The following is a 20240-nucleotide window of genomic DNA, read 5'->3' on the forward strand; positions in this document are numbered from 1 at the left end:
TCAGCCGCCGGCAACGATGGAGGGGTCGAGTTCGGCTTGGTGGCCACGCAGTTCCAACTCCACCTGTTTGGCGATCCAGTCCATGGTGGCCGGTGACAGGTCCTGGTGACAGGGGATTTCGACAATATGGCGCCGGGCACGCATGGCTTCTGGAAACTCGGCCGGATCGCAGGCCGGATGATGGTCACCCCAGAAATCGACGGCGCGTATGCCCCGTTCGCCCAGGCGCTCGAGCATGGCGGGCTTGTCACTGACCCACAGCGGGTAGAACAGCGGGCACACCCCAGGGTTCAGGCGCTCGAACAGCGGTGGTGACAAAGACTTGAGCCGATCGTGCAGCAGCAGGTAATTGCGTCGCCGGGTGGCCACGATGCGATCGGTCTGCTGGCGTTCGGCAATGGACTGCGACAGGGGCGATATACCCAGATCCGCGTGCTCGGGCTTGAAATGCATGGTGCCGACCGGAACCCGGTCGACGCCGGACGCACGGACGACCAGATGGGCCATGCGCCGAATCGCGGCCCGGAGCAGATTGCCGGCGCGTCCGGCCCGCATCTCCAGGTTGAGCAACAGCGATGACAGGGTCAGGCTGACCACCGAGGCCAGCTTTGGAGCCCTTTGCGGCAGGCATTCGCCGTGCCGCGGCCGGTTGAACTTCAGCGCACCGCCATTGGGCACCGGCAGGGTCTTGTACAGGCAGAAGATGCTGACATCGCCGCGACTGCCCAGTTCGGACACACCATCGCATGACAGCAGCGACAGCGCGCAATCCTCGATCAGAATGAGGCCGCGATCATTGGCCAGCTGACGCATCTGTGCTGCCGGGCCGGGAAAGCCTGCGTAATGGATCAGGTAGAGCGCTTTGGTGTCCGGTCCGATTCGTCGCTCCAGATCCTTCAGGTCCACCTGCCAATGGGCATCCACCCGGTAGAACACCGGGCGCGCCCCGGCGGCCACGACGGCCTCGACTTCGACCCCGTGATGATAGGCCGGCATCAGCACTTCTCCGTTGCCAAGTTCGAGCAGGCGGCAGGCTTCGAAAATGGCGTTGCGGGCCAGGAAATACCAGTGCACGTCACCGCCGCAGAAGGGCGGGCGGCGATTGGTCCTGGACCGTCCCAGCAGCATGGCTGGATACAGGGTCGGGATATCGGGAATCAGGCGTGAGTGGGTCATCGGTGCATGCTCCTTGTGATTCTTCGCAGGCGCGGCAACAGACTGAATTTGAGTGCTCGCAGCATTCGGCCGCTGGCGGACCGGCGAAACACGAACAGCCAGTCCTGGGGGCAGGTGTCCGGTCTCCAGTCCTGTTTCCAGGGCATGTCTTCACCCAGAAATTCGAATTGGCTCAGGCCACGGTCGATCGCATCGCGCAGCACTTCGGCCATCAGTAATTGACCGGGGCTGTAACGGGCCAGCGATTCGTCGTAAGCCGGTTTGAGCAGCGCGTAGCTGCCTCGATGTTCCAGGCCGAACTGGAATGCGATCAGGCGTTCATCCAGGTACAGCGCCCACAGCGCCAGCCGGCCCTGTGCGCCAAGCACTCGTGCCAGGTCGGTATAGAAGCCGCGGGTATCGGCATCCTGGGCCATGGCAGTTCCGGCGCGACCCTTCCAGCCCTGGCGCTCGAGTTCGATGCCCGCCTCGACCCGTTCGGCTGAATCGGAACAGCGTTCGACCCGCACCACGCCCAGCGCGTCCAGTCCGCGCCGGCGGCGGCGTAGATTGGCGCGAAAACTGCTCGACAGCTCACTTTCCAGCTCGGCCCAGGAGGCCGGCAGCATAAGGCAAGGGGATTGCATCGCGCACCAGCGTCCGGTCGGGAAGCCCCGGTCGCCGGCGACCTGTTCCAGTGTTCTTGCATGGCCCTGACGCGGTAAATCGGTCAGGATCAGCACATCCCAGTCGCGCGCGTCAGCCAGATAATCGAGAAAGGCGGCACTGGCCTGTTCGGGCTCATCGGCAATCAGGTCGAACCGGCCCGAATGCGAATTGGCCGCACCGCGTAGCTGGCGCAGCGGCAATCCGTGCAGGCGTGCCCAGCCATGCAGCAAGGGCAGGGCCGCCACCAGGCAGTCGGCGGGATCGCGCAGCAAAAGAATGCGCCACTTGCCGGTGGCAAAGTGATTGAGCCAGGTCTCGATGAATTCATGGCGATAGAAGACTTGGTCGTCAGTGCGAGAGACCAGCGCATTCCACTCGGACCTCAGGTCACGGAACGCGGAAGGCGAAGCGACGACTTCCACTCGAAGGCACGGCGAGCGCTGCGATTGTGTCATGACCAGCATGGTGATGCCTGGGCTTGTCGAAGGGCCGCCAGTGTGCGCGATCGCACCGAACCGGCCACCGGACTGTGCAAGATTCGTCTCAGGTCCCTGAGCAGCCCGCTCGACCATTTGTTCAAGGAAATCGAATCGACATGCGAAATTCCCCCATTACCAGGCTCGCCATCACCCTGATCCTGCTGGCTGCGGCAGGTTCCATCGCTGCAGCCGAAACCTGGCATGTGCGCGCCGACGGCGGGAGCGCTGAACAGTGCACCGGCCTGGTCGACGCCCCCTACAGCGGTACTGGCAAGGGCCAGCCGTGCGCTTGGGCGCATCCCTTTATCGCCCTGCCCCCCGGCGGCCCGGCCAGGATCGCCGGCGGCGACACGCTGCACATCGGTCCCGGAGATTACATGATGGGCTACGGTGCGCCCGACACTGAAAGATGTCACGAGAGCATTTCCTACAATTGCTTCATGACCCCGATCCCGAGCGGACCATCGCCTTCTCAGCCCACCCGAATCCTCGGTGCCGGACATGACAATGGCTGTGCCCAGGCCCCCGAACTGTGGGGCACGGAAAGCGCCTGGATGGTGGTCAACATGGAAGGCAGTTCCAATGTCGAACTGGCCTGTCTGGAAATCACTGATCGTGGCGGCTGCATTTTGTCGCATTGCCACAACGGCAGGTGTGGTGGCGAAGTGGCCGCTTGCAATCAAGGCAAGCCACCGCTTGGCAAGTGGGCCACAACTGGCATCTCTGCACGCGATTCCAGTCAAGTCATCCTTCGTGATGTCAATATCCACGGCCTGGCCAATCGCGGCATTCATGCCGGCCGCATCAGCGACTGGACGCTGGAGCGGGTGACTATATGGGCCAATGGCTGGGCCGGTTGGGATGGTGACATCGGCCCCGACAGCGCCAACAGCGGCACAATGATCTTTCGCCAGGTCGAGATCGCCTTCAACGGTTGCGCCGAGCGCTGGCCCCAGGGCGATGTCTTCGGATGCTGGGCGCAAGGAAGTGGCGGCTATGGAGATGGTCTGGGCACGGGGGCGACCGGCGGTCACTGGGTGTTCGAAGACAGCCGGGTCCACCACAACACTTCCGATGGCATCGACCTGCTCTATCTGACCGATGGCGGCCGGGTCACGATCAAGCGCACACGGGTCGAGGGCAATGCCGGCAACCAGGTCAAGGTATCCCGTGCCAGCCGGATCAGCGACAGCGTGATCATCGGCAACTGCGGATATTTTTCCGGTCACCCCAACATGCATGATTCCGATCACTGTCGCGGGCTCGGTGATGCCGTGTACGTGGGCATGAGCGATGGCGCGCAAACTCAATTGATCGACAATGTCATTGCCGGCCAGGGCAACTGCCTGGTCAGCAGCGGCGAAAGTGATCGCCACTCGCGCCTGCTGCTGGCCGGCAATCTCATGGTGGGCAGTGACTACTGGCATGATTCGAGGAAGAAGGCTTGTCTGTTCCATGCCAGCTCGCGCCACGGCGGGGTAGACTGGCTGGCCAACACCATCGGTGAGGTTCGCCACCGTCACTGCCCACCCCGCAGTCGCTGCGGCGTGGAAGCGATTCGCGATGATGGCCGCCTTGAGCGTATTGGATTCCTTAATCAAGGTCTATTCCCTAGTACGTTGATCAACAGATTGACGCCTTGAAGCGATGATCATCTGTTCGCTAGCGCACTGAACCGGACTCGCGGGCCGGAGATGATGACGGCGTTGCAACTGGGTTCTTGTGATGAGATGTGTGGGTGGTCGGCGGAAGAATTCGGGTGGCCGCACTGACCACCCGGCAACCGTCGGGCACATCGGTAACCACGGTGGTGTTGGCGCCGATGATCACATCGTCACCTATCTTTACGCCACCGATCACCATGGCCCCGGCACCAACATAGACCCGATCACCAATGACCGGATCGCTGTCAGAGTGCCCCGCACCACGCGCGCCAATTGTTACACCCTGACCGATGGAGCAGTGGGCACCCAGCTTGCAGTGAAGATGGATGCCACCGAAGTGACCGATATAGAATCCCGGACCAATTTCACAGTCAGTCGAGATGCTGATACCGAACAGCACCTGGATGAAGAACTCGAGGATGCGATAAACCACCTTGACCGGCAGCGCCAGCCAGCGTGGCCGAATGGTGCGGCTCCAGCGCCCCAGGCGGTAAACGGCTATGGCCAGAAAACCGAACTCGGTGGCAGCGGCAATTCGCGCACGCCAGGGCCCGTGGATGGGCTGCATGGTGACGAGGTATCGCCTGAAGTCGGACTTCAGTGGCGATTGCTGTGGCGTCTGGGTTGTCTGATTCATGAACGGATGCCTCGAGAGTGCTCCTCCTGCCATCCGACAGACTGCCATCCGACCCCCCGTGAAGTCTGTTCGCTGGCAAACATAGGTGCTCCGTGAGCACGAATCAGCCAGCGAAGACGAGCGTGTTGGTGCATTACCTGCGTTACCTGGGCGGGAACCTGATGATCATTGCCGCAGGTTTCGTTTCCTTCCCGGTCATGACCCGGCTGCTGGACAACCACCAGTTCGGGATCCTGGGCTACTACGAGGCCTGGTTGCTGGTGATTGCCGGTCTGCTCAAGCTGGGTGCGCAGCACGCAATACTGCGGTTTTACCCTCATCAGGGTAGCGCCCGTGCCCTGCGGCGCTTTCGCACCAACTACCTGTTATTGCCGCTGGCCCTTTCGATGTTGCTGTGGCTGGTCTGCGCAGCCATAGTCGTGCTGGCGATTGCGCGCTTTCCGGTTGCCGAGCAGCCTATTCTGTGGATTCTGATCGTGACCCTGCCGCTGATGATCTGGTCGAGCTTCGTCGAGGCGATCATGTATGCGCTGGAACGCTCGGACATCTCCCTTTGGCTCAAGACCGTGTGGCGCTGGAGCGAACTGGCCCTGGTGCTTTTGACCATCGCAATGATCGAGCGCAGTGCCCTGGGCGTGTTCAGTGCCCGGCTGGTGGTGCTGATTGTCGTAGCCGCCTGGCTGACGTGGTGGTTTCTGCGCTGGTGTCGCGGTCGTATCGCCAGGCCAAGCCGTGCACCGATCGTGGCCGGGATGGCATTCGGCGTGCCGATGATGTTCACTGAACTGGTTTCGGTGCTGTTCGGCTTTGCCGATCGCATTCTGCTACGTGCACTGACCGGCAGCTTTACCGAAGTCGGCATCTACACCATTGGGTACGGCCTGGCCATGGCGGTTGCCGCCGTCATGGGCCGCACCCTTAGCGAAGCCTTTCTGCCGACGGCGCTTAGGCTCTACAAGGCCAGTGGTGCCGCAGCCGTGGTTGAGCTCAAGCGCGAGATGCTCGATATCTGGGTGCTTGTGGTCGGTCTGGCCAGTGCATTGCTGCTGTGTGTCGGACAGGATTTCCTGGTTCTTCTGGCAGGTCAGGACAAGGCCGCATCGGCTCCGGTATTCGTGGCCATCAGCATCGCCATGGTCTGGAGCTCTCTGTTTACCATTGCCCAGTACGGTCTGTTGCTGCAGCGTCGGGCACTCAGGGTACTTGTCATCACGCTGGCCGCGACCGTGCTGAATCTGGCCCTGAATGTCCCCCTGATCCTGGCCTGGGGCGTGACCGGCGCCGTCGCCGCCACATTGCTCAGCTACGCTTTCCTGGCACTGGTCCAGTTGTGGCAATGCCCGGCCGAGTTACGCTACCTGCCGCGGCTGCGCCGCCTGGCCGGGTCGGCCCTGTTTGCCCCGCTCATGCTAGTGGTCCTGGTCCAGATTGACTATTTCGGTGCCGCCTCCCCGGGGTCACGGCTGCTGGTCGGAACCATGACGGTACTGGTCCCCGCGATCGGGCTGGCTGCGTTGGACCCGACATTGCGAGCCCGCATCCGGCGGATCCTTGCTGCACGGGTCACGCCGTAAGCGCGATCAGATTCCATCTGTGGTGCAACGTACAGAAAAATTGATTGCGTGCTTCTAGCCTAACGACTCGGCTGGCAGTCCGTGAGTGGCAGCTGGCCGAGAAGTCACTACACACCATCCATCCAAACCAAGGATTAACCATGAAGAACCAACAACAAACCGACAACAAGCGCCAGTCTAGCCAACAACAGCAGCAGAACCAGTCCGACAGCAAGCGTCAGCCTGGCCAGCAAGCACAGCAGGTCCCGGGCAAGTCCTCCTGGGACCACGACAACAAGAGTGACCGTGAACGTGCGAACCAGGAAAAGGAAGGCAAGGGCAAGATCGCTTCCAGCACTCCCTGTGACGACAAGTCTGACAGAAAGCACCTCTGACCTGTTGATAGGCACCTGAGCTTGATCAAGTGCTCAAACCCCCGCTCAGGCGGGGGTTTGTTTGATGTCAGGTGAGCAGTATTCGATGCAGCCCGCGGCAGATCTTTCTAACGAGCGATACTCTGACGGCATCGTGTCGCAGGTTGGGCATGCCATTTCAATTTGTAACGATGCGTCGGAGTTTGAGCGGCTTCGCCCGGAGTGGGAGCTGCTGCGGCAACCAGGCGAGGAGCAGGATCCATTCCTGAGTTGTGACTGGTTTGCGAAGTGGTGGCGGGCCTTTGGCGAGAGTCGCGAGCTGTATCTGGTGACCGCGAGGCGCAATGGCCGCTTGCGCGCGGTTTTTCCGTTGATGCTGGAAAGGGCCTGGCGCCACGGGATTCCATTGCGTCGACTGGCGGCGATCGGAAATGACCACACACCACGCTTCGACCTGATCAGAGCTGATGATGACGAGCATCTGCATCGTGACATCTGGAACCATGTGATGACGCTACGAAACCGATGGGATGTGTTCGATCTTCCCCGGCTGAGCGCCGACTCGACTACCGCTGATCGCTTTGTCCGACTGGCTGAAGAGCAAAACGTGAATCATAGTCTCTGGCAACGCGCGCCTGAATCACCCTGGATCCATATCTTTCCCTGTTGGGATGACTATCTTGATTCACGCAGCGCCAATTTTCGCAAGGCACTACGCCGCAAGATGCGACGACTGGCCGCGGCGGGAAGGGTGGGTCTGGAAACGGTGACCGGCCGCGAGGAGCTTGACAAGGCACTGGCTGACGGTCTGCATATCGAGGCCGAAGGCTGGAAAGGCTCCAACAGAACGGCCATCTCATCACAACCGGAAGTGGAGGGCTTCTATACCGAGCTGGCCGGGGTCATGGCAGACAGGGGGCAATTACGTTTGCACTTCCTGACGCTGAATGATGTGCGTATCGCATTTGACTATTCCGTCATTGCAAATCGCTGTCTTTATTCCCTCAAGGCAGGTCACAGCAGTGCCTATGCCCGGTTTTCACCCGGCACCGTGATACTCGGCCTGATTCTCCAGCGGGCCCATGACGAGGGCTTGATCGGCATGGATCTGTTGGGCGATACAGACGAGTTCAAGATGCACTGGACTGATGCCACCCACACGCACCAGTGGTTGCATTGCTACTCGGATTCCTTGCGGGGGCGCCTGTTGCATCTCATCAAATGCAGATTGCTCCCGACTATACGAGGGAGCCACTGAACAAGCCCGAGTTCGTCCCTTAATCCGCTTTCGATCAGCAATCGGGGAATAAAGATTGAACCACAGAGAACACAGAGGACACAGAGAAAAGTAATTATTTAAGGCTCTTCCCGACTTTGTGTGGGTTGACCGCTTCGGATAGGCTACCTGCTGGCCCCGATTCAAGTCCATTATCATGCACGACCGTGAGCTCTACCGACAGATTCTTGGTATCCAAGCACCCTGGGAGGTTTCCGAGGTGGAAGTTGATCTGCCCGGTACCGGCGTGACCGTCCATATTCGGCATTCGGGTGAAGGGTTGTCCTGTCCGCAATGTGCTGCAAGTTGCCCGGGCTACGACACCCGAACGCGCAAGTGGCGCCATCTGGATACCTGCCAGTACAAGACCTGGCTGGTGGCCGAGGTGCCGCGAGTGGAGTGTCAGGAGCACGGTGTCCACCAGGTGCCGGTTCCCTGGGCCGAAGGCAACAGCCGGCTGACGGCGCTGTTTGAGGCCTTGCTGATCGACTGGCTCAAGGTGGCCACGATCTCGGAAGTCGCCAACCGGTTGGATCTGGGCTGGTCGGTGGTTGCCGGTGTTCAGGAACGGGCGGTTCGCCGGGGATTGGCGCGGCGAGCGCAGTGTTTTCCTGAGGACATTGGCATCGATGAGACCTCGTTTCAAAAGCAGCATGAGTATGTCACGGTCGTGAGCACCGAGGACCGGGTTCTGCATGTGGCCGACGGCCGCGGCCGGGACGCTCTTGACGGGTGGTATGCCGCACAACCGCCCGAGATGCTGGCCGGGCTTAATACGGTGGCGATGGACATGTGGTCGCCCTACATACGCTCGACGGTCGCGCATGTGCCCGATGCCTGGATGAAGATCGCGTTTGACAAGTTCCATGTCGCCAAGCATTTGGGGGATGCGGTTGACCTGGTACGTCGGGCCGAACACAAGGCGCTTCAGTCCGCGACAGGCGATTCTGTGCTGACCAGCACCAAGTATCTGTGGCTGCAGCATCCTGACCGAATGACCGACAGGGCCTGGGAGTACTTTGCAGGGCTGAAGTCCGCGAACCTCAAGACTGCGCGGGCTTGGGCGATCAAGACCCATGCGATGTGCCTTTGGGACTACAAATCCCGCGGCTGGGCCCGGCGCGGCTGGCAGAGCTGGTACAGCTGGGCGATTCGCTCTCAACTCGAGCCGATCAAGAAGGTGGCTCGGATGATCAAAAATCATCTTGATGGGATCGTGACCGCCGTGGTCACCGGCGTAACCAATGCCCGAGCGGAAGGTTTCAACACACTGATCCAGAAGCTCAAGCGCGATGCTCGGGGATTCCGCAATCGAGACCGGTTCAGAGCAGCGATCTACTTTCATCTTGGTGGCCTTGACCTGTATCCCGATGCAGTCACGAAGTGATGCTACCCACACGATTTAGTGAAGAGCCTTATTTAATTGCTCTGTGAGCTCTGTGTTCTCTGTGGTGAATGCTTTTGCTTTTCAGTCAAGTCAAGGAGTGGAATCTGTTTGATGATAGGCACGGAGGCGCGAAGGTCGCAGAGGAAGAAATTTCTGGAGATTTCTATTCGAGATTCTTTTGGTCGGCACGCAGAGCATGGCGGATAATGATCATGCTGTTGTTTTCGACCTCCATGTCCGGCCGATGCAGATTGACATAGTCGACCATGTAGGGGCGCGAAACAAAGAATTTCCGATAGCTGGCCAGGTCAGTAGCCTTGACATCTTCGATGACGTAAATGCCATTGGATGACAGCTTGTGAATCGAGTGCATGAACAGGCACGATCCGGCATCGAACTCATGCAGTCCATCATCAATCATCAGATCAAAACACTCTACCTCGACCTTGCGCCAGAGTGATGCGATGGACTCGGGATCGGTCTGGTCGACCTGGAATGTCAGGATGCGCGGTTCAGTGAACAGAACGCCGGCATCGATATCGGCCCCGACAATGCTGGCCTGCGGAAAGTAATCGCGCCATACCCGTAGTGAGGCGCCGGGTCGACCGTGAATGCCCATGTTCGATCGAAACTCGGTATTGTTGGTGCCCAGGCCGCACTCGAATACGTTGGCTACATGCTCCCGGCAATGATCGTATAGCGTATTGTAGTGCTCGGTATAGGTATGCGCTGGCCAGTCGTATGGTTGTTCATCCGATCGTAACTGGCCCTTGTCGGAGCCATGGCGATCACACAGCTCGGAAAGCAGAGTCCATCGCTGGTCATAATGAGTGACATGGCGGAATTCAAAGTCTCTCTTGAAGTTGTCGATGGCGCGGCTGGATTCGACCGATGCGGCAATGGCATCAGTCGCCAGCCAGGTGAAACGACGCTGAATGAAGCTGTTGAATAACAAGCCGTCGGCTTTTCTTGCTGCTCTCTTGATCATGGCCTTGCTCACGGGAATGAGGAACGGTAACCGGGGTGTCTGGCGGATTGATGCGGTAGGAAAGTTCACCAAGGATCTCGTGAAGTGCAGACTCGCTCTTGGCCAGGGATGAGGATTGCGGCAACAGGGTTGTCCAGCCGGTGACCGCCAGGTAGTGACGATTGAGCGCCAGGGGGCAAACCTCGAATCCGGCCTGTTCAAAGGCAAATGATGCACGTGGCAGATGCAGGGCACTGGATGCCAGCAGAATGCGGCTGGTCGACTCCGGCAGCAACTTGCGCACTGCCTTGGCACTTTCCCAGGTGTTGGCCGAGGCTATTTCGAGTTGCAATGGCGGTTCGTCGGGATCGATCAGGCGCAGGAATGAACCAATCACCTCGGCCTCGGGAATGCGAAACGGACCGCCCCCGGCAATGGTCAGGGGCCGGATGGGCGCATCTGTTGTCAAATCGCGATTCCGCCAGGCAAAGATCCGGGCCAGGGTTTCCGGCGACAGCGCACCAAAGTCGCTGGTCGTTTCGGCCGGACGATTCAGCCCACCGGACAACAGCACCGCGGCCTGGACTTGATCACAGACCGGGGCTGTTTCGGCTGCCTTGGTACGGTGTTCGATGGTCAGAACCAGCAGATTGGCGCCCAGTGGGGTCATCAGCACGTAGCCCGGCAGAGCCAGCAACAGACCAATAATGGCCAGGCGAGGCCGGGACATGAAGGCGGACACGGCCAGTAGCGCCATGCCGACCAGTAGCGGTATGAGTGGTGAATACCAGGTCATGGGCTGCCAATGATTGACGAAACCTCACCCATCCGACTGTGCGATGGCGAACATTGGCCGCATCTGTCGGCTCAAGGGCTTCCGTCTACAAGGCCGCGAGTCAGGACCGAACGCAGGTCATGGTGGCAGAGCAAACTGTCATGAAATCCCCGATCCCGTGTCAGTCGGAGGCAACGTGGGCTTTGTGGTTGAAAGCTTGAAAATTCGAGGAAGATGGCATAGCTTGAATTCCACCATTCCTGAAGGTCGCCGATGAACCTGCCGCAACAAATTGCCGACGATTTTCTCTGGTACTGGCGCGGGTTACCCGGCCACACGTTCTGGGGGGCTTTCTCCAATCGTTATTTCTGGCTGGTGGCGACCTATCGCTTCGGTGCGTGGGCCGTGCGGTTGCGCGTGCCCGTAGTCAGCCACCTCGCGCGCCTGATTTATGTCATCGTGAACCTGTTTGTTTCCACCGTCACTGGTGCCGACATTCGCCCCGGCGCGCGGATCGGTCGTTGCCTCACCGTTCATACCGGCCGCGGGCTGCTGATTACCAACGGGGTCGTCATCGGCAATAATTGCACCGTCAACAACGGCGTCTGCATCGTCAGCCGCGCCAACGATGGCGACGAGGGGGTGCCGAGGATCGGCAACCACGTGCGCATCGGCGTCGGCGCGAAGATACTTGGCGGCGTGCACGTAGGCGACTTCACGTTGGTGGGGGCCAATGCCGTGGTGCTCAAGGACGTGCCGTCGCATCATCTGGCTGCCGGCGTCCCCGCCGTCAACAAGCCGACCAAATTCTGGAGTAACACAGAATACTGGGACAGGCATAGACAGAATACCGGGAGATAAAGGCCTTGTTTGAAAAGGCCGCCTTTCGAGGCAAGCACGATCTGAGAAATTCTCCCAGGCTCCGTCGCGCCCGCGCAGAGTTGTTCAGAGGTTCCATAATCCGTTCTTCCCTCTTTTCGCTTTCAATGCTTTCGATTGACTTCCACCTTGATCCCTCGAACGGGCCTGAGCGGCCCGCCATGAAATGCGAACGCATCGATCCCGCTGCAGGCTCAGAAAAGACGGTCCCCTCCTGACTCAAAGCCGCCCGTCAACCAGGTCGCGGGCCAGAACCGAACGCACGTCATACAGAACCCCGCCCGGGGCAAGGTAGCGCTTCAAGTCATTCTGGCGATCCAGGAACTGCTGATGGGCCACCGCCATGATCACGCCGTCGTAGGCGCCTTCGGGAGCCGGGTCGACCAGCTCCAGCCCATGCACTTCGCGGGCCTCGTCATGACTGACCCAGGGGTCGTGCACGTCCACTTCCAGGTTGAAGGATTCCAGCTCGCGGATCACGTCGATCACGCGGGTGTTGCGCAGGTCCGGACAGTTTTCCTTGAAGCTCAGTCCCAGCACCAGCACGCGGGCTTGCGGGCGGTAGACGCCGGCCCGGGCCATCAGCTTGATCAACTCACCGGCGACAAAAATACCCATGCCGTCATTGACCCGGCGCCCGGCCAGGATCACTTCGGGATGGAAGCCGATCGACTGGGCCTTGTAGGTCAGGTAGTAGGGGTCGACGCCAATGCAGTGGCCACCGACCAGGCCCGGCTTGAATGGCAGGAAGTTCCATTTTGAGCCGGCCGCGGCCAGTACGCTGGCGGTGTCGATGTCCATCCGGTTGAACAGGATGGCCAATTCGTTGACCAGGGCGATGTTGAGGTCACGCTGGATATTCTCGATTACCTTGGCGGCTTCAGCGATGCGGATACTCTGGGCGCGGAAGGTGCCTGCGCGAATGATCTCAAGATAGAGCTGATCGACGAAGTCGGCCACCTGCGGCGTGCTGCCCGAGGTGACTTTCAGGATATCGGTCAGTCCATGCTCGCGATCGCCGGGGTTGATTCTCTCCGGACTGTAGCCGCAATAGAACAGGTGATCCGTTTCCCCCGGCGGGGGATCCGAACCCTGTTGATAGACCAGTCCCGAACCTTGCTCGAGGACGGGCACGCAATCCTCTTCGGTGGCGCCGGGATAGACGGTTGATTCAAAAATCACCACATCGCCGGGCTTGAGATATGCCGCAATCAGCCGGGAGGCGGACAGCAGCGGTTCCAGGTCCGGCCGCTTGGCCTGGTCGATGGGGGTTGGAACGGCAACGATATAGACCTGGCAGTCGCTCAAGTATTCCGGATCACTGGTCAGAACCAGCTTGTCAGCCTTCTCGATCTGATCGCTTTCGATTTCATGGGTGAAGTCCACACCATGGTTGAGCTGGTCGACCCGCTTGGTGTTGCTGTCATAACCGATCGTCTGGAAGTGCTGGCCGAAATGGACCGCCAGTGGAAAGCCGACATAACCCAGCCCGATGACCGCCAGCTTCGTCTGTCCGGCCTGCAGTTCGGAAAGCCGTGTTGTGATATCGCTCAGCATGGATCCTGATTTCCGTGTGTCTGTTTACTGTGTTCATGGGCCTGGTCGTTCGGCCGGGTCTCATGTCGGTTCGTCCGCTCGATACGGTGGGCGGGTTCTGCCTTTGTCTGCAGAAGGGACTGGTAAGTTGCCAGCAATCGCTCGCCGATCACAGTCCAGCCATAGTGTTGCTCGGCCAGATGACGGGCTCGTCGGCCCAGGCGGTCACGAAGCTCGGGATCGTTCAGCAGCCGGTTGATGGCGCCGGCGAACTCCTCTGCGGTATCGGCCAGGCAGGCGCTGTCCCCGTCGACCAGGCCAATGCCTTCGGCACCGATTCGTGTACTGACGATGGCCTTGCCCATGGCCATGGCTTCGAGAATTTTCAGGCGCGTTCCGCTGCCGGCACGCAGCGGCACGATAAAGACCGCGGCGCGCTGAACCCGGGCCTGGAGGTCATCGACGAAGCCGGAGAATTTCACTCGCCCGGACCCAGCCTTCGGTACGGAAGGATTCGGGTTGCGGCCGATGACCTCCAGGTTCAGGTTGTAATGCGCTTTCAGCAACGGCAGGACCTCGGCAATGAAAAAATCCATGCCATCGCGGTTCGGGAACCAGTCCATGTGCCCGACAAACACCATCGACCCGCCCTTCTCGATCCCGGGCCTGCCCGGCCTGAATGCCTCGAGATCCACCCCGTTGGGAACAACGCTGACCCGACAACCCGGCGCCAGCGCCAGCAGGCGTTCGGCATCTTCCTGTGAGCAGGCCAGTACCCCGTCCGCGCGGGTGCAGGCCGAGCGCTCGAAGCTTTCCAGGCCGCGGTTCTTGAGTCGCAGCAGCCAGCGGTGCAGCGGGCGTTTTTCGATCTCGACCCGCTTGTGGGCCAGCAGGCTTTCGACGTTGTGCTCGTTGAGTACGGTCGGTACGCCTTCGGGCACCTGCTTGAGCAGGCCGGCCACGGCCAGAATGTCCAGGTGAACCAGGTCTGCCTGCTGCACGAGTTGATCGAAGCGCTGTTGCAGCGCACTGGGGCGGTAACGCAGGTCCAGCAGGGTTTGCCCTGTCAGCAGCCCATGCAGCTCCAGGCCCACGAACTGGTGTGGCCATCTCAAGGTCGGCAGATCGATCTGATGAACGCCGTCCAGTTTGATGCCGGGAAGAGTTTCCGGCAGCGGCGGCTCGTCAGGACGCCGCAGACTCAGCAGGGTGACCTGATGATCCCTGGCAGCGGCCCGCAGCAGGTGCCAGGCACGCAACTGATGGCCCTCGGTCGGCGGGAACGGCAGGCGGCTGGTGACAAACAGGATGCGCGCCATCAGTCTCTCCCTTTCCATAATGTGGATCGATCCGGCCGTATCAGGAATCGTGGCAGCGACAGCAATGCGGCCAGGTTGAGCAGCAGAAAGCTGCCGGCCGCGGTGGCCAGCGGCACTCGGCGAGCCAGGCGCGGGGCCAGCAGTGCTGCGGTGGCCACCGTATAGGCCAGCAGTTGTGCGATCAGTGCCCAGCGCATCCATGGGGTGGTCGATACCATCGAAGCGATCAGTGCTGCCAGCAGTGCCCAGGGCGCGAGCAGTCGCGCCATCTTGTGCGACAGCCAGGGGAAAAACACCGGATTGCGCCAGGGGTTCAGCAGCCAGGGTGCGGCCGCCATCAGTTGCCAGTTGCCGACCAGGGTTCTGAGCTTGCGCCTGAATTCCGCGGACGGGGCCACGGCCTGTGGCTCAACGGCCAGCGCGTCTGGCGCATCGACGATTCGAAAGCCATGCTTGAGCGCCTGCAGCGGGATCCAGACATCATCGAGCAGCAGCCCTTCCGGCATCGGCTGATACAGGGGTGTGCGAATGGCATAGATCGCGCCGCTGGCCGCATGGGCCCAGCCCAGGGTCGACTCGGCATGGCGCAAGGCGCTTTCAATGCGCCAGTACAGCCCGCTGCTTTCGTTTCCGGGCAGCACCAGGTGGCCGGCAGCCACGCCGACTCTGGCGTCGGAAAACGCACTGACCAGTGCGCTGACGGCATTTCCGGAGAAGGCCTGGCGGGCGTCGGCAAACACCGTCAGCGGCGTTGCCACCCGGTGCATGCCGGCGTTCAGAGCGGCGGCCTTGCCAAGCGATTCGGGCAGGCGCAGCACCTGGACGCGCGGGTCTTCACTGACCAGCGCGGCCGTCGCCGTCGTATCACTGCTGCCGTCGTCGATGACCAGTATCTTGAGCCGTGCTGCCGGATAATCCGACTCGAGCAGGTTGGTCACCCGCGCGCCGATCCGCTCAGCCTCGTTGCGCGCCGCCACGATCACGGTGACGTCGGCCAGCTCGACAGTAGCCGGCAAGGGGGCCTTCTCGCGTCTGCGTGCCAGCCATACCGCCAGCGCCGGATAGCCGGCGAAAGTCCAGCCGGCCAGTAGGAGGGCCGTGATGAAGATCAGCTCAGGCATCAGTGCACCACCAGTTGACGCAGGCGGTTGTAGACACGGTCGCCCAGCAAGCGCCTGGGCAAGCCCAGCACACGGTAACGGGCACACTGACGCCATACCGCCGGTCCCTGCCAGCGAACCAGTTGTTCAAACGCTTGGCTGTTGGTCCGCCGCGTGATCACCACACGATCGATCAGGCCACCGGCCGGCGTGGCCACGTTATTGCCCGGCCTGGAACCGAACACGCTGCGGTAGCCGGCGGTATGCGCCGCCTCGATCTCGCGAGGCCCGCCTCGTCCGCCGGGCAGGGAAAGCAGCTTGACCTCCCGGCCGGTGATCTGTTGCAGAAAATCACGGCTGCTGGAAAGCTCGATCGCGAGCGCCGCCGGAGACAGGGTATTGAGAAATCGATGCGAAAGCCCGTGCGAGCCGATGACCATGCCGGCATCGGCCAGCTTACGGATCCCGGCGCGCGAGATCATGCCGCGCTGACCGACAAAATTCCGGGTGATGAAAAAGACCGCCGTCAGGCCCGCTTCCTGGAGCATCGGCAGCGCCTTTTCGACGTTGCTGGCATCACCATCGTCGAATGTGATCAGCACCATCTGCCGGCCTGCCGGCGCCTCCGGCGCCACCAGTGCCTCGCCGGTCACCGGCAACCAGCCGGCCACACCCAGCTCACTCAAGTAGTGCATTTGCGCGGCAAATTTCCCGGGTTGGAGGCTGTAACGCGGATCGAATCTTCCACGATCGGTGCGCGATTCATGGAGGCCGTGATACATCAACACCAGCAAGCGGCCCGGTGGCGGCGACATCAGCGAGTCGTTCGGCGTGCTCATGGGGTGCTCTCCCTGTCACTCAGCTCGGGATCCGGCGCGGCATCCGGCTGGACATCCAGTTCGGCATGGCGCAATTGCAGGCCACGCAGAGCCAGCCCCACATACAGCCAGAAATGGGCAATCATTGCGTAGTGGGTGAAGCGATCGCCAAAGACGTTGCCGATCAACAGCGCGACCCAGGCCCCGGCCAGGCCCAGCATCAGGCCAACGTACCAGCTGCCAGGCCTGGCGATGGCCAGGCCTCGCCAGAGAAGACGGGTGATACTCCAGATCAGCCCGAGCAGGATTACCGCCCCGAGCACGCCTTTTTCCACGAGTTCGCGCAGGAAGAAATTGTGCACATCCATTTCGTGAGAACTGAATTCGGCGTGGTGGAAATTATGAAATCCGATGCCGAGCAGCGGGCGCTTTTTGAAATGGTGAATCGCTTCTTCCCAGAACACGAAGCGAGAGTCCGTGCTTTCGTCGCGGTGCTCCTCTTCGATCGAAATGGTCTGGAATCGCTCCATGGCAGCCGGCGGCATGATCAGGGGCAGCACCACGAGCAGGGCCAGGGCCGGCAGCAACAGCTGCCACCGGGCTTTCGACAGGAGCAGGGTGACGGCCAGGCCTGCGAGGATGGCAATATAGGCGGTGCGCGAATAGCTCAGCACCACGCCGACGGCCGTCAGCCCGGCGGCCATGGCATAGACGGCCCGCCAGACCCAGCCGACGCGTGAGCCTATGACCAACCCGAATGCCACCAGGCAGGCGGTGACGAAAAAAGCCGCCATTTCATTGGCGCCCAGATCCATGAAGGTGGCACTGATGCGCATGTGGTCGGTGTAATGCCAGGCGCTGACGGCGGAACTCTGGTCGCGCAGCACATAGAACATGTAGGGCAGGGGAAGCAGCGAGGCCAGGAACATGCGCTTGAGGCCAACCCGGTCGGTCACGCTCATCTGGGCAAGAAAGACGAATAACACGGCGATGGACTTGTCCTTGAGGGCATTGCCGTGGCCGGAAGCGTCGGCGACATTGGCCAGGCCGATCATGAGGGCGAGCACGCCGCCGGCCAGGTAAAGCATGACCCAGCCATTGACCCCGGTGCCGCGCACCAGGCCGCCGCCGCAGCGCAGGGCCATCAGGAAGGAGGCGATCAACATCAGGTTGAGAAAGTTCAGGCCGCCGCCAAAGTCGGGCACATACTGCACGTAGATATTCTGCAGTGGTATCAGGATCACGAACAGGTACAGCGCCCAGTTCTGGCGGGCCGGCCGCGCATGGTTCAGGGTTGCGACCGTGTTCGACTCGACCGTGGTCGCGTTCACGTTCATCCCGTCACCGCCGAGCGGTAGATGCCGCTGTAACGGGTGGCCATGTGCGCGCTGGAATAATGTTGGCTGATGCGCTGGTGAGCCGCCATCAGCGGCAACCCGGCGGCAGGCAGTTCAAGCAGGGCCGCGGTCAGGCCGGGGGCGTCACCCGGGCGGACCGTCCGGCAGCCGGCCAGCCCTTCAAGCAGTTCGGGTATGGAGCCGGCGGCCGAGGCAATCACCGGGCAACCGCACGACAGTGACTCGAGTACCGTCAATGGCATGCCTTCGGTCAGTGACGGCAGCACGAAAGCGTCCAGGCGCGGGTACCAGTGCTCCAGTCCGTTGATGTTGCCGGGCAGCCTGACCTGATCGCCGAGGTCGAGCTGCCGGACCAGGTTCTCGAGTTCTTGCCGTTGCGGCCCCTCGCCGACAATCTCCAGGTCGAACTTGCGCCCCTGGTCGCGGCAGGTCGCGATCACTTGAATCAGCATCTTGAGGTTTTTTTCCGGCGACAAGCGTGCCGCGGTGCCCAGCAGCAGACGACCGGAGTGATTCTGGTCGTGTCGGCGCGGCCGGAAGCGGCTGATATCGATGCCGTTGTTGACACGGCAGATCAGCGCCGGCTCCAGGCCCTGGTCGGACAGGCGATCGGCAATCGCGGGTGATACCGCGCAGACCTGTTGAAACCCCTGGAGCATGCGCGCCTCCATCCAGTGATAGAGCCGCAGTCGGCGGTGATCATCCAGCCAGCCGTGCAGTGTTGCAATCCGGGTCACGGGCAGGCCGGCCGAGGCCAGCCCCCCATAGACCACCGATTTGTAGTCGTGGCAGTGCAGTACGGCACGGTGGTTGCCGGTATCGGCACGCAGCCGCCGGCGCAGATCGAGCACACAGCCCGGATCAAATGCGCCGCGGCAGGGCAGGGAGGCGACCGGCAAGTGGCGTGAGTGGGCCTCGAGCAACAGATCGCCCGGCCCTTGCCCGGCCGGGGCAAAGACCAGTAGCCGGGTTTGCGGGTAATGACTGGACTGCTGCCGGCACAGTTCCAGAATCATGTGTTCGGCACCGTACAGCCCGCTGCTGGAGCGCAGGTGCGTGATCGCGAACCTCATCAGCCGATCTCCGGCTGGAGACTTTGGTAGAACGAGGAGTAGCCTGCAATCATCCCCGGCAGGGAGAATTGTTCGACAGCTCGTGTGCGGGCATGGCGACCCATGGTCCGCCCGAGGTCCGGGCGGGTCAGAAACTCCCCCATGGCCAATGCGATCTGATCGGGTGCGCTAGGGGGGACCAGGAAGCCGTTCAGGCCGGCTTCCACCAGTTCGGTGTTGCCGCCGACCGCCGTGGCGATGGTCGGCAGGCCACAGGCCATGGCCTCGATGATGGCGTTGGACAGACCCTCACTGCTCGATGCCATGACAAACGCGTCGAGCAGCGGCAGTAGGCTGGCCATATCCGCCTCTTCGCCGTGAAAGACCACCCGGTCGGTCAAGCCGTATCCGGCGACCCGAGCGCGCAGCTCGGCTTCAAGTGGCCCCCGGCCGATCAGGACCAGGCCGGCTTGTGGATGGACACTGGCGACCTGGGCGAATGCATCGATCAGATCGCGGTGCCGTTTGACCGGCACCATGCGGGCCGCACAGCCGAACAGGTACTGTTGTGGCGGCAGGGCATGCGCCTGTCGCCGTGCACAGTGCTCGTCACCGGACCAGGGTAGAAAGTGCTCGCAGTCCACGCCATTGGGCAGGCAATGGGTCTGCTCTTGATCGATGCCTGCGTGCTCGACCAGTTGCGTCAGAATGGCCCGGGCCGGGGCGATGACCAGGTCGAATCGATGATTGAGCAACACGAACAGCAGGCGCAGCATCAAACCCTTCTGAAAGCCGGTATCACGACGATTGCTGATGCGCAGCGGGCCGGAGGGCAGCAAGGCGCACAACAGGTCGGATTTTTCATGCTGCGACTGGACCAGGTCATAGTCGCCACGACTGACCCGGGCCCGCAGTTCACGCCAGACTTTCCAGGCCGCAAGGCCGTAAATGGCGCGGACCGGTCGATATTCGAGCCGAATGTTACTGCGCGAGATCGGAATCGCCTGCAGGCCGCAAGTACTGTCGCCGCGATCGAGCTGGACGACATCGACCGAGAATCGATCCGGATCCAGTCCCTCGAGCAGATGGGTCAGGAACCGTTCGCTGCCGCCGCGCAGCACCAGGTCGGTATCGGTGACCACCAGCATGCGCAGGCGGCGACCCCCCGTAGCTGAACCGGGATTTACGGAGGGTTTCGCCGTCGGGGTTCTTGCCGGCAGTTCCAGTAACGTACTCATGATC

Annotated in this window: 18 protein-coding genes; 6 read left to right on the forward strand and 12 right to left on the reverse strand. The window is 61.4% G+C overall.

Annotation, left to right across the window (positions count from 1 at the left end):
• On the reverse strand, window positions 1–1176 hold the full coding sequence (locus tag IC757_RS13405) for a DegT/DnrJ/EryC1/StrS family aminotransferase (RefSeq protein WP_190974800.1): 1176 nt from the start codon (window positions 1174–1176) through the stop codon (window positions 1–3).
• Window positions 1173–2279, reverse strand: a complete 1107-nt coding sequence (locus tag IC757_RS13410; RefSeq protein WP_190974801.1) for a GNAT family N-acetyltransferase — start codon at window positions 2277–2279, stop codon at window positions 1173–1175. Before IC757_RS13410 ends, IC757_RS13405 begins: the two co-directional genes overlap by 4 nt.
• A 140-nt stretch (window positions 2280–2419) precedes the next feature.
• Between IC757_RS13410 and IC757_RS13415 the strand changes: the two genes are divergently transcribed.
• Window positions 2420–3946 carry a right-handed parallel beta-helix repeat-containing protein gene (locus IC757_RS13415; protein ID WP_190974802.1) on the forward strand — a complete coding sequence of 509 codons (1527 nt, stop codon included), beginning with the start codon at window positions 2420–2422 and terminating at the stop codon, window positions 3944–3946.
• 19 nt (window positions 3947–3965) lie between these two features.
• Here the strand turns inward: IC757_RS13415 and IC757_RS13420 are convergent, their stop codons facing one another.
• On the reverse strand, window positions 3966–4604 hold the full coding sequence (locus IC757_RS13420) for a serine O-acetyltransferase (RefSeq protein ID WP_190974803.1): 639 nt from the start codon (window positions 4602–4604) through the stop codon (window positions 3966–3968).
• 122 nt (window positions 4605–4726) lie between these two features.
• Between IC757_RS13420 and IC757_RS13425 the strand changes: the two genes are divergently transcribed.
• The 4 genes from IC757_RS13425 (at window position 4727) to IC757_RS13440 (ending at window position 9194) form a co-directional block, all read left to right on the forward strand.
• Window positions 4727–6178 (forward strand): lipopolysaccharide biosynthesis protein, encoded by a 1452-nt coding sequence (locus tag IC757_RS13425; RefSeq protein WP_190974804.1) that lies wholly within the window; start codon window positions 4727–4729, stop codon window positions 6176–6178.
• A gap of 140 nt (window positions 6179–6318) precedes the next feature.
• On the forward strand, window positions 6319–6552 hold the full coding sequence (locus IC757_RS13430) for a hypothetical protein (protein WP_190974805.1): 234 nt from the start codon (window positions 6319–6321) through the stop codon (window positions 6550–6552).
• 85 nt (window positions 6553–6637) lie between these two features.
• Window positions 6638–7789, forward strand: a complete 1152-nt coding sequence (locus IC757_RS13435; protein ID WP_190974806.1) for a GNAT family N-acetyltransferase — start codon at window positions 6638–6640, stop codon at window positions 7787–7789.
• 175 nt (window positions 7790–7964) lie between these two features.
• A complete protein-coding gene (locus IC757_RS13440; RefSeq protein WP_190974807.1) occupies window positions 7965–9194 on the forward strand; it encodes an ISL3 family transposase in 1230 nt (409 codons plus the stop codon).
• 163 nt (window positions 9195–9357) lie between these two features.
• On the opposite strand, the gene IC757_RS13445 is transcribed toward IC757_RS13440, so the two are convergent.
• Both IC757_RS13445 and IC757_RS13450 read right to left on the reverse strand, forming a co-directional pair.
• A complete protein-coding gene (locus IC757_RS13445; protein WP_190974808.1) occupies window positions 9358–10149 on the reverse strand; it encodes a class I SAM-dependent methyltransferase in 792 nt (263 codons plus the stop codon).
• Complete coding sequence (locus tag IC757_RS13450) at window positions 10100–10957, reverse strand: YdcF family protein (protein WP_190974809.1); 858 nt, start codon at window positions 10955–10957, stop codon at window positions 10100–10102. Before IC757_RS13450 ends, IC757_RS13445 begins: the two co-directional genes overlap by 50 nt.
• Window positions 10958–11209: 252 nt before the next feature.
• Here IC757_RS13450 and IC757_RS16945 point away from each other — a divergent pair, with 252 nt between their 5' ends.
• Entirely contained in the window at window positions 11210–11797 is a 588-nt protein-coding gene (locus IC757_RS16945) for a serine O-acetyltransferase (protein WP_190974810.1), read from the forward strand.
• Between the two features lie 237 nt (window positions 11798–12034).
• Here the strand turns inward: IC757_RS16945 and IC757_RS13460 are convergent, their stop codons facing one another.
• From IC757_RS13460 to IC757_RS13490, 7 genes are read right to left on the reverse strand one after another with little or no spacing between them, the layout of a single operon-like run.
• Entirely contained in the window at window positions 12035–13372 is a 1338-nt protein-coding gene (locus IC757_RS13460) for a nucleotide sugar dehydrogenase (RefSeq protein ID WP_190974811.1), read from the reverse strand.
• Complete coding sequence (locus IC757_RS13465; RefSeq protein ID WP_190974812.1) at window positions 13366–14670, reverse strand: glycosyltransferase family 4 protein; 1305 nt, start codon at window positions 14668–14670, stop codon at window positions 13366–13368. Before IC757_RS13465 ends, IC757_RS13460 begins: the two co-directional genes overlap by 7 nt.
• Complete coding sequence (locus IC757_RS13470; protein ID WP_190974813.1) at window positions 14670–15791, reverse strand: glycosyltransferase; 1122 nt, start codon at window positions 15789–15791, stop codon at window positions 14670–14672. Before IC757_RS13470 ends, IC757_RS13465 begins: the two co-directional genes overlap by 1 nt.
• A complete protein-coding gene (locus IC757_RS13475) occupies window positions 15791–16609 on the reverse strand; it encodes a polysaccharide deacetylase family protein (RefSeq protein ID WP_190974814.1) in 819 nt (272 codons plus the stop codon). Before IC757_RS13475 ends, IC757_RS13470 begins: the two co-directional genes overlap by 1 nt.
• Complete coding sequence (locus IC757_RS13480) at window positions 16606–17925, reverse strand: O-antigen ligase family protein (protein WP_190974815.1); 1320 nt, start codon at window positions 17923–17925, stop codon at window positions 16606–16608. The genes IC757_RS13475 and IC757_RS13480 overlap by 4 nt, the downstream gene beginning before the upstream one ends.
• Window positions 17922–19019: a glycosyltransferase gene (locus IC757_RS13485; protein WP_190974816.1), complete on the reverse strand. Its 1098-nt coding sequence runs from the start codon at window positions 19017–19019 to the stop codon at window positions 17922–17924. Before IC757_RS13485 ends, IC757_RS13480 begins: the two co-directional genes overlap by 4 nt.
• The gene (locus tag IC757_RS13490) at window positions 19019–20236 is read right to left on the reverse strand and encodes a glycosyltransferase family 4 protein (RefSeq protein WP_190974817.1); all 1218 of its coding nucleotides are present in this window, start codon (window positions 20234–20236) and stop codon (window positions 19019–19021) included. The genes IC757_RS13485 and IC757_RS13490 overlap by 1 nt, the downstream gene beginning before the upstream one ends.
• Between the last annotated feature and the right edge of the window lie 4 nt (window positions 20237–20240).

This window comes from Wenzhouxiangella sp. AB-CW3 (genome assembly GCF_014725735.1).
Classification (GTDB): domain Bacteria; phylum Pseudomonadota; class Gammaproteobacteria; order Xanthomonadales; family Wenzhouxiangellaceae; genus Wenzhouxiangella.